Origin of the sequence: Nonomuraea cypriaca, from assembly GCF_015645445.1 — a bacterium.
Taxonomy (GTDB): domain Bacteria; phylum Actinomycetota; class Actinomycetes; order Streptosporangiales; family Streptosporangiaceae; genus Nonomuraea; species Nonomuraea cypriaca.
Map to the genome: position 1 here is coordinate 115,996 of NZ_JADOGI010000004.1, position 8,697 is coordinate 124,692.

An 8,697-nucleotide genomic window follows, 5' to 3' on the forward strand; every position below is an offset into this window, starting at 1 on the left:
GGCTCGGGGATGGGGGACAGGTCACGCGGTCACATGCCGCGGGGCTTGAGCAGGGTCTCGGCGAGCCCGCCCAGCCAGTCGATGAGGAAGGCGACGCACGCGGTGAGCACGGCGCCGACGATGGTCACGGGCATGCGGTTCAGCTTGAGCCCGTTGATGATCAGCTCGCCGAATCCGCCGGCGGCGACGAACGCGCCCAGTGTGGCCACGCCCACGGTCAGTACGAGAGCGGTGCGCAGCCCGGCCAGGATCGCCGGCACGGCCAGCTTGAGCTCCACCCGGCGCAGGATCTGCCCCTTGGTCATGCCCATGCCGCGGGCGGCCTCGACGAGGGCGGGGTCGATCTGCTGCACGCCGACCATGGTGTTGCGCAGCACCGGGAGCACCGCGTAGGCGACCAGGCCGACCAGAGCGGTCTGGAAGCCCACGCCCATGAGGAACGTGCACAGCACCAGCAGCCCGATAGAGGGGATGGCCTGGCCGAGGTTGCCCGCGGTCAGGATGATCGGGGTGACGAACCGGTTGCGGGCCCGCGAGGCGACGATGCCCAGCGGGATCGCGATGGCCACGACCAGGGCGGTCGCCACGACGGTCATCTGGACGTGCTCGATGGCCTTGGCGATGATCACCGCCTGGTTGAGGCTGCGCTGCTCGATCGAGTCGAGCTCCAGCGTGCCGACCCAGGCGTACAGGGCGAGCAGCGCCACGAGGATGGCGGCGGGGGTGAAGAGGTGGCGCAGGCCCGAGCGGCGCCGGGGGGCGCGGACCGGGCGGGCCGTGATCGTCTCAGCGGTCACCGGCGGCCACTCCCTCGCGCGGGGCGGCGTCCGTGCCGCTCCCCGGCGGTGCGCTGCCGACGGCCGCGCACAGGCCCGCGTAGGTCAGCACCCCCTGCGGGCCGCTGCACCGGTCGGTGCCGTGCGCCACCATGACGTCCAGCGCCTCGCGCAGGCTGGCGTCGCCGGTGACCTGCGGGAGGGCGGGGTCGTGCACCGGGCTGTCCGCCGGCATGTCCTCGACGCGCAGCAGCGCCAGCCGCTTCAGCGTGGCGTCCTGGCCGATGAAGCCGGCCACGTAGTCGTCGGCCGGGTTCGCCAGGATGTTGGCGGGCGTGTCGTACTGCGCGATGTGCGAGTGCTCGCGCAGGACGGCGATCCGGTCGCCGAGCTTGATGGCCTCCTCGAAGTCATGGGTGACGAAGATGATCGTCTTGCGCAGTTGCTTCTGCAGCTTGGCGAACTCGGTCTGCAGGTGCTCGCGCGTGATGGGGTCGGTGGCGCCGAACGGCTCGTCCATCAGCATCACGGGCGGGTCGGCGGCCAGCGCTCTGGCCACGCCCACGCGCTGCTGCTGACCGCCGGAGAGCTGGCGCGGGTAGCGGTCCCTGAACGTCGCCACGTCCAGGTTCACCAGTGCCAGCAACTCCTCCACCCGCTCGGTCCTCCTGGCCGCCGGCCAGCCGAGCAGCTTGGGCACCAGGGCGACGTTCTCGCCGATGGTGAGGTGCGGGAACAGGCCCACCTGCTGGATGACGTACCCGATGTGCCTGCGCAGCTCGTCGGGGTGCAGGCTGAGCACGTCCTGGCCGCCGATGTGGATCTCGCCGGACGTGGGCTCGACCAGCCGGTTGATCATCTTCATGGTGGTGGTCTTGCCGCAGCCCGAGGGGCCGACGAAGACCACCAGCTCGCCGGCGGGGATGTCCAGGGTGACGTTGTCGACCGCTGGGGCGGCCTGCCCCGGGTAGTGCTTGGTCAGCGCGCGCAATTCGATGCGTACGCCGGCTGGATCACGGTCGAACACGAAGCCCCCTCGGGGTGGTCAGATGTCGTACGGCGGCGAAGAACAGGTCGAACAGCACCGCGATGACCACGATGCCGAGAGTCCCCGCGAGCGTGGCGTTGAGCGAGTTGACCGAGCCCAGCCTGGAAAGCCCCTCGAAGATCTGGGAGCCGAGCCCCGGCCCGTCGACGTAGGCGGCGATGGCCGCGATGCCGATCAGCATCTGGGCCGAGACGCGCACTCCGGTCAGGATCAGCGGCCAGGCCAGCGGCAACTGCACCTGCAGCAGCACGCGGACGCGGCTCAGGCCCATCCCGCGGGCCGCCTCAACGGTCGCGGCGTCCACGCCGCGCAGCCCGGTTACCGTGTTCCTGATGATCGGCAGGAACGCGTACGCGGTCAGCGCGACCAGCGTCGAACCCCAGCCCAGCCCGGTGATCGGGATGAGCAGGGTCAGCAGGGCCAGGGAGGGGACCGTCAGGATGCCGGCGGACAGAGCCAGCGAGAAACCACGCGCCTTAGGCGTTTCGTACGTGAGCAGCCCGACGCCGATCCCGATGGCCGTGGCGATGCCGATCGCGATCGCCACAGCCAGGGAGTGTTCGGCGGCGGCCAGCGAGAGGGTGTCCCAGCGGGAGACCACGTACTCGCTGAACGTCATAGAGGAACCGCCTTCGCTTACGCTTGCATTGGTTCGTAAACGTACGTAATTGTTGCGGTCATTGCAAAATCTGTTGCGGCCACTGCAACTAGAGTGCAATGCTTTCGTTATGATCGGATGGGGATGACTGAGAAGCCATCTGTGTCCTCCGCCGGGCTGCGCCGGGACCTGGAGATCCTTGAAATACTCGCAGGTCACGGCAACGATCAGGACGCCGAGGGGTTCGGCGTCACCTGGATCGCGCAGCGGCTCGGGAGGGAGAAGAGTCAGGTCTCCAGAGCGTTACGCGCGCTGGAGAACGAGGGCATGGTCGAGCGCGACCCGTTGACCCGCCGCTACCACCTGGGCTGGCGCGTGTTCGCGCTCGCCGCGCGGACCCAGCAGTCGCGGCTCGTACAGGTGGCCGGCCGGTTCCTGCGCGGCCTGGTCACCACATTGGACGAGGACGCGTACCTCTGCGTGCTGCGCGGCGACCAGGCCCTGACACTGGTGACGATTCCCTCGTCGCGGGCCTACCACCGCATCTGGGAGGGCGTGTCGATTCCGGTGATCATGTCCGCCGCCGGCCGTTCACTGCTCGCCGACTGGGAGCAGGACCAAGTCATGGAGCTCCTGCGGGCCAGGCTGCCGTCCGGTCTGGACAGCGCGATCAGCAGTGAGGAGAGGTGGCTGTCCGACCTGAACCACGTCCGCTCCCACGGGTACGTGGTGACCGAGGTCGAGCTGGAGGACAGCCCGGTCGCGGTGTCGGCGCCGATACGCGACCATCGCGGGCTGATCGCGGCGGCCGTCAGCGTGAATTGCACGCGCGTGGCCGAGCCGGCCCGGCTGCACGAGATGGGCCGGCTCGTCGCCGGGGTGGTTCGCGAGATCTCCTACGCGCTGGGCCATCAGGGCGCGAAGCTGCTCGTGTGATCCGCCGGCGTTACCAGGCCGGTGCGCTCGGGTAGTGGACGGCGGGCGGAGGGAGAGGGCGCCGCGCCCTCGGCGCCTCCCCGTGGCCCACGACTCGGCGAAGGTGACGGGGATGGAACTGGTCGAGGAGACGCCATACCGGTGGCGGATCGAGCCCGAGGGGGCCATGCGGGTGCCCGGCGTGGTCTTCGCCACCCGGGAGCTGCTGCCCGACCCGGCGGCCGACCAGGCGCTGGGGCAGGTGGCGGCGGTGGCCACGCTGCCCGGGATCGTCGAGGCGTCGTACGCCATGCCCGACATGCACTGGGGGTACGGGTTCCCGATCGGCGGCGTGGCGGCCACGGACGTCGAGGACGGCGGGGTCGTCTCGCCGGGCGGCGTGGGGTTCGACATCTCCTGCGGCGTCCGGCTGCTGCTCGCCGACCTGCACGTCGACCGGCTCCGGCCGCGCCTGGCCGCCTTGATGGACGCGCTCGACGTGTCCGTCCCGCGCGGCATGAGCAAGGGCGCGGTGTGGCGGCTGGGCAGCGAGGCCGAGCTGGAGGAGGTCCTGGCGGGCGGCGCCAGGTACGCAGTGGAGCGGGGCCACGGCGAGCCCGGCGACCTTGAGCACTGCGAGGACCGCGGGGCGGTCGCCGACGCCGACCCGGCCGCGATCGGATCCCGTGCCCGTGAACGCGGCCTGCGGCAGGTCGGCAGCCTGGGCTCCGGCAACCACTTCCTGGAGGTGGAGGCGGTGGCCGAGGTCTACGACGAGGAGATCGCGCGGGCGTACGGGCTGTGGCCGGGGCGCGTGTGCGTGCTGATCCACACCGGGTCCCGCGGGCTCGGCCACCAGGTCTGCACCGACTCCGTGCACACCATGCAGGCGGCGATGACCAGGTACGGCATCAGCGTCCCCGACCGGCAACTGGCCTGCGCGCCGGTCGACTCGCACGAGGGCCGGACGTACCTGGCGGCGATGGCGGCCGCCGCCAACTACGGACGGGCCAACAGGCAACTGCTCGGCCAGGCCGCCCGCCACGCCTTCGACCGGGTCATCGGCGACGGCGGGCTGAGCCTGCTGTACGACGTGTCGCACAACCTCGCCAAGCTGGAGACCCACCAGGTCGGCGACCGGGCCAGGCGCCTGTGCGTGCACCGCAAGGGCGCCACCCTCGCCCTGCCGCCCGGTCATCCTGACCTGCCGCCCGACCTACGTGCCTTCGGGCAGCCGGTGCTGGTGCCCGGCTCCATGGGGGTGGGCTCGTACGTGCTGGCCGGGGTGCCCGGCGCCCCTGCGTTCGCCTCGGCCTGCCACGGAGCGGGCCGCCGGCTGAGCCGCCACCAGGCGGTCAAGACCATCACGGCCGCCCGGTTGCGGGCCGACCTGGAGCACGAGGGGATCGCCGTCCGCGGCGCGTCGGCCCGGGGGCTGACCGAGGAGACGCCCGGGGCGTACAAGGACCTGGACGCGGTGGTCGCGGCGTGCGCCCGGGCCGGCCTGGCCCGTACGGTGGCCAAGCTCACCCCGATCGGCGTCGTCAAGGGCTGAACAGACCTGTAGTCGCCGGGCCAGACATCGCGCCCAGACGTCGCGCTTCGGCGTCGTGCTCGGGCGTCGTGCTCGGGCGTCGTGCTCGGGCGTCGTGCTCGGGCGTCGTGCTCGGGCGTCGTGCTCGGGCGTCGTGCTCAGGCGTCGTGCTCAGGCGTCGGCCATGTCGTACTCAGACGTCGACCACGACGTGGGCCTGCCACACCTTGCCGGCCTGTCCGAACCGCAACTCGTGTACGGCGATCGCCTTTGGCATCGCGCCGACCTGCTCGACCGTCTCGACGGGCACCATGCGCAGCCGTACCTCGGCCCGTTCGCCGACCGAGGCGTCCACCGCCACGCGGTCATGCACCTCGACCTGGTACAACACCTCCTGCAGCACCGCGGCGAGCATGGCCTCGTCGCTCTCCCCGGTCACCGAGACGGGAACGGTCTCGCCGGGCGGGACGTGCGAGATGTCGGCGAAGCTCTCCACCAGCGCCCGCACCGCCTCGGCCAGGCACTCCTCCCGGGTGTCCGCCCATGCCTCCAGCGCGATGTCAGCGGTGTGCGCCACCGCCCGATGGCCTCTGCTCATCACCTCACTCCACCAGCGCCGTGTACGCGGGGGAAGCCCGGAGCCGTCAAGAAACCGTTCCTAATCAGTGATCAGGAGTGGGTCTTGGACCCGCGTCCCGGCACTGCGCGCATCCCGAACGGTTTTGGATGCACTGGTCTCCCGCGTTCCTCGTGTGGTCCCCGTTCGGGTACGTGCATCGTGTGCACGCTCCGTGACGGGTGGGCGGGTTTCCTCACGTCCTTGGTTACCTGGCTCGGCCTGGACGGTCCGATGCCCCACACGATCGCTCTGGTCATGTGGGGGCGGTGCCGTCCGTCGCCGGATCGGGTGCCCGAGGGCGCGTCGCCCGATCGCGATACCGGCGGCATCGTGACGGGACATTTCGCGGCGCGGGGCGACCAGCGGCTTTTGCCAGTGCCGGGCTCCCCACTGAGAGGTGTAGGCGGGATCGACCGCAACGATTGACTGTCCTGCCTCGGCGGCCATCGAGATCAGCCGGGCTTTGAGCTTGCGGGTGGGCATGCCGGAGATCAACTGGCGGAACCGCTTCTTGCGGCCGTGTTTCTCGCGGGTCTTCTCGGCGGTGAAGTCGAGGTCTTCAATCGCGATGGCAGCGACGCCGCAGCTCGTGGCCCAGTGCAGGAGGCGGGTGATGGCGTGCCGGATCTGCGCGTCACGGTGATCGGCCGGCCCGGACAGGTCGTAGGAGAAGCGATGCGGCTCACCGACCGGGTTGGTGGTGGAACTGCACACGGGCGGTGAACACGTACCGGCCGTTGCGGGCGTTGGCCAGGTGAGTGAGCGGAGCGGGAAGCTTGATCGAGACTTCACCGTCCGGCGTGACGCGGATCGTCTCATTGCCGAACCTCTTCCCGGACTCCCCGTCAGCAGCGAGGAACCAGCGCTCGGTCTCCCAGCGCTGGCGCCATTGCTCGGCGGTGAGCTGGGCAGCTTCGAGATGGTGACGGCGGCGAGCCAGCTTCTTGCCGCCCCGCACGACGCGGACGCGACCGGCTTCGCGGTCGGCCTGCTTAGCAGCCAGGCGATCTTCCAGTAGGTGCAGGCGCCGGGTCTTGGCGAACCACTCCTGCCGGGTGCGGTACCCGCCCGGGACACGCTTCGTGCCCTTCTCGCCGACCGGCAGCGACAGCCGGTGCTCGATGGTCTTAATGCCCGTTTGCAGTCCTTGGATGTGGGCGAGCTGGGCACGACGCGACAGCGCCCACTGGTCGTGGGTGGCCTTGGTGATGCTGCCTGCCCAGCGTGAGGAGGACTCCCCGGTCAGGTCTCGCTTGCGCCGCGCCCACGTGTCCGTGGAGTGCTCCAGCCCCTCGGCACACCGCTGTTTGAGATCCTTCGAGGCGAGCGAGCCAAGATGCGCACCCACCAGCCGCAACACCTTGTCGTCCTCCGGCGTGAGGCCCTTGAGGCGGGTGCGGATGGCGACACCGGACGGACTGAGGGCGACGAACGGCGGATCGAACACCAACTTGCCGTAATCCCCCAGGACCCGGCCTGTACCGAGCGCGCCAGACAAGAACCGACAACCGCCGCAACACCAGGACGAGGACGACCCATTCAGGCGGCAGACAAATCACCCGGCCAAGGAGAGAAACGCCGATGAGCACTGATAGATCCTCGAGTAGTTATCAGGCCTCTCACGGGTCACGCTCGACCCGAGCAGGATTCGCGCCGTGTGGCTGTTCCTCAACAGCGGCGGCGAGGTTTTCATCGACAACATCCGCGCCGAGTAGCCCCATGCCCCGCACTATGCCCGGGGCGCCGCATCTCCAGCGGCGCTCTGGCAGGGTGAGGGGCATGGCGTTCGGGGTTCGCCAGTTCGAGCTGGCCTTGATGCACCGGATGCGCGACCTCAACCCGGGGCGGGTGGAGGACGCGCTCCACGACATGGGCGCGTCCCGGGCGGAGCTGCGGGCCGCGCACACCCAGTGGACTCAGATGGCCCACTCCACCCGGGCCCCGAAGGGGATGGCCGCCCTGCGGATGGCGCTCGGGCCGCCGCCGTACCGGGGCGCGGCGCCGTTCGGGAGCCTGACCTGCGATGTGGCCCGATGGGTGTTGCCGTCGTGGCCTGACCTGGAGTTCGAGGTCCTGCTCGGCCCCGGCGGCGAGGTGTGGAACCAGTGGTTCGTCCGCCCTGGCGGCGATACGGCGCTGACCTTCGCGGACCTGGTCCCATGGGGGTGCGTCGTGGCCGACATCGGCGCGAGCTTCCCTGGAGCCTCCCAGACCGAGGGCCTCGCCCCGCACCACTGGGCGATCGACTTCCCCCACAACGGCACGCACTACCGCGCCCGCTTCGTATACGGCCTCTACCAACGCCTCGACCGGCCCTGACCCCGACGCTCACCTCGGGCCACCTCGACCCGGCCGAGCTGGTCGCGCGCCTGGAGGGCTACGAGCGGGCGGGCGTCGAGGCCCTGCCCGCGGACCTGCAGCAGGCGCTGTTACGCCTCCCGCGCGAGGTGGCTCCGGACGTGGCAGGCCGCGCCGGGGTCCTGGCCTTCGCGATCGACGCCGCCCGGTGGGCGGGTGCGCGCGGCACGATCCCGGCGGTCGCCGCGATCGCCGCCCGCACGGGGTCGAGCGGTTTCGTACGAACCGCCCGCCTCCTCCACGAACAGCTCCAACAGGCCTGACCCGGCTCCCCGACGGAGCGGCTCCAAGGAACTGACCCGGCTCCAACGGGGCTGAGCAGTCACGCCGGCGGCGGCCCGAGCCGGTCAGGCGCGGCGGGTCGGGACGCCGGCGAAGAGCAGGTGCTCGTGGCCGGGGCGGCAGACGAGCTGGAGGCCGACCGGCAGGCCGTCCACCGTCCCGGCGGGCACGGTCAGCGCGGGAAGGTCGAGGACGTTCCACGGGCTGGTCAGCGCGAGCAGGGCGGCGCGCACGGCGACTGGCGCGCCGGCCAGCTCGCTCTCGCGCTGGCCGACGAGCGGGGCGGTGAGCGGCACGGTCGGCAGCGCGAGCACGTCATGGCGGTCGAACAACGCGGCGGCGACCTCGGCGAGCCGGGTCCTGGCGGCCATGGCGCGGACGTACTTCCAGCCGGGCACGTCGGCGGCGACGCGCAGGCGTTCGAGCACCTCGGGGTCGAACAGCTCGGGCGCCTCGGCCAGCCGGGTGATGTGCACGGCCGCCGTCTCACAGCTCTGGATCGCCGCGTACGTCTCCCGCAGCTCGTCCGCGAACCCCTCCGGCGCCCGCAGCTCCTCCACCGGCCCC

The 8,697-nt window shown here is 71.0% G+C and carries 11 protein-coding genes; 4 read left to right on the forward strand and 7 right to left on the reverse strand.

Annotated elements, in window-relative coordinates:
• Positions 1 to 29 precede the first annotated feature (29 nt).
• Genes ITP53_RS02740 through ITP53_RS02750 form a run of 3 tightly spaced genes read right to left on the reverse strand, consistent with a single transcriptional unit; the run spans position 30 to position 2,443 of the window.
• Positions 30 to 797 (reverse strand): ABC transporter permease, encoded by a 768-nt coding sequence (locus ITP53_RS02740; protein ID WP_328813779.1) that lies wholly within the window; start codon positions 795 to 797, stop codon positions 30 to 32.
• Positions 787 to 1,803 carry an ABC transporter ATP-binding protein gene (locus tag ITP53_RS02745; protein ID WP_195893661.1) on the reverse strand — a complete coding sequence of 339 codons (1,017 nt, stop codon included), beginning with the start codon at positions 1,801 to 1,803 and terminating at the stop codon, positions 787 to 789. Before ITP53_RS02745 ends, ITP53_RS02740 begins: the two co-directional genes overlap by 11 nt.
• Positions 1,790 to 2,443: an ABC transporter permease gene (locus ITP53_RS02750; RefSeq protein ID WP_195893662.1), complete on the reverse strand. Its 654-nt coding sequence runs from the start codon at positions 2,441 to 2,443 to the stop codon at positions 1,790 to 1,792. Before ITP53_RS02750 ends, ITP53_RS02745 begins: the two co-directional genes overlap by 14 nt.
• 123 nt (positions 2,444 to 2,566) lie before the next feature.
• On the opposite strand from ITP53_RS02750, the gene ITP53_RS02755 reads away from it, so the two are divergent.
• Positions 2,567 to 3,358, forward strand: a complete 792-nt coding sequence (locus ITP53_RS02755) for an IclR family transcriptional regulator (RefSeq protein WP_195893663.1) — start codon at positions 2,567 to 2,569, stop codon at positions 3,356 to 3,358.
• Between the two features lie 112 nt (positions 3,359 to 3,470).
• Complete coding sequence (locus ITP53_RS02760; RefSeq protein WP_195893664.1) at positions 3,471 to 4,892, forward strand: RtcB family protein; 1,422 nt, start codon at positions 3,471 to 3,473, stop codon at positions 4,890 to 4,892.
• A 172-nt stretch (positions 4,893 to 5,064) separates the two neighbouring features.
• Here the strand turns inward: ITP53_RS02760 and ITP53_RS02765 are convergent, their stop codons facing one another.
• The 3 genes from ITP53_RS02765 to ITP53_RS56915 are packed head-to-tail and all read right to left on the reverse strand — an operon-like array spanning position 5,065 to position 6,988.
• The gene (locus ITP53_RS02765) at positions 5,065 to 5,469 is read right to left on the reverse strand and encodes an archease (RefSeq protein WP_195893665.1); all 405 of its coding nucleotides are present in this window, start codon (positions 5,467 to 5,469) and stop codon (positions 5,065 to 5,067) included.
• A 60-nt stretch (positions 5,470 to 5,529) separates the two neighbouring features.
• A complete protein-coding gene (locus tag ITP53_RS56910; protein WP_328813782.1) occupies positions 5,530 to 6,204 on the reverse strand; it encodes an IS200/IS605 family accessory protein TnpB-related protein in 675 nt (224 codons plus the stop codon).
• Positions 6,173 to 6,988, reverse strand: a complete 816-nt coding sequence (locus ITP53_RS56915; protein ID WP_236050358.1) for a hypothetical protein — start codon at positions 6,986 to 6,988, stop codon at positions 6,173 to 6,175. Before ITP53_RS56915 ends, ITP53_RS56910 begins: the two co-directional genes overlap by 32 nt.
• A gap of 281 nt (positions 6,989 to 7,269) precedes the next feature.
• On the opposite strand from ITP53_RS56915, the gene ITP53_RS02775 reads away from it, so the two are divergent.
• Entirely contained in the window at positions 7,270 to 7,809 is a 540-nt protein-coding gene (locus ITP53_RS02775; protein ID WP_195893666.1) for a hypothetical protein, read from the forward strand.
• Positions 7,810 to 7,949: 140 nt separating this feature from the next.
• On the forward strand, positions 7,950 to 8,111 hold the full coding sequence (locus ITP53_RS02780) for a hypothetical protein (protein WP_195893667.1): 162 nt from the start codon (positions 7,950 to 7,952) through the stop codon (positions 8,109 to 8,111).
• A gap of 84 nt (positions 8,112 to 8,195) precedes the next feature.
• On the opposite strand, the gene ITP53_RS02785 is transcribed toward ITP53_RS02780, so the two are convergent.
• Positions 8,196 to 8,697: amidase family protein (locus ITP53_RS02785; RefSeq protein WP_268960902.1), on the reverse strand; the 502-nt coding region annotated here is incomplete at its 5' end.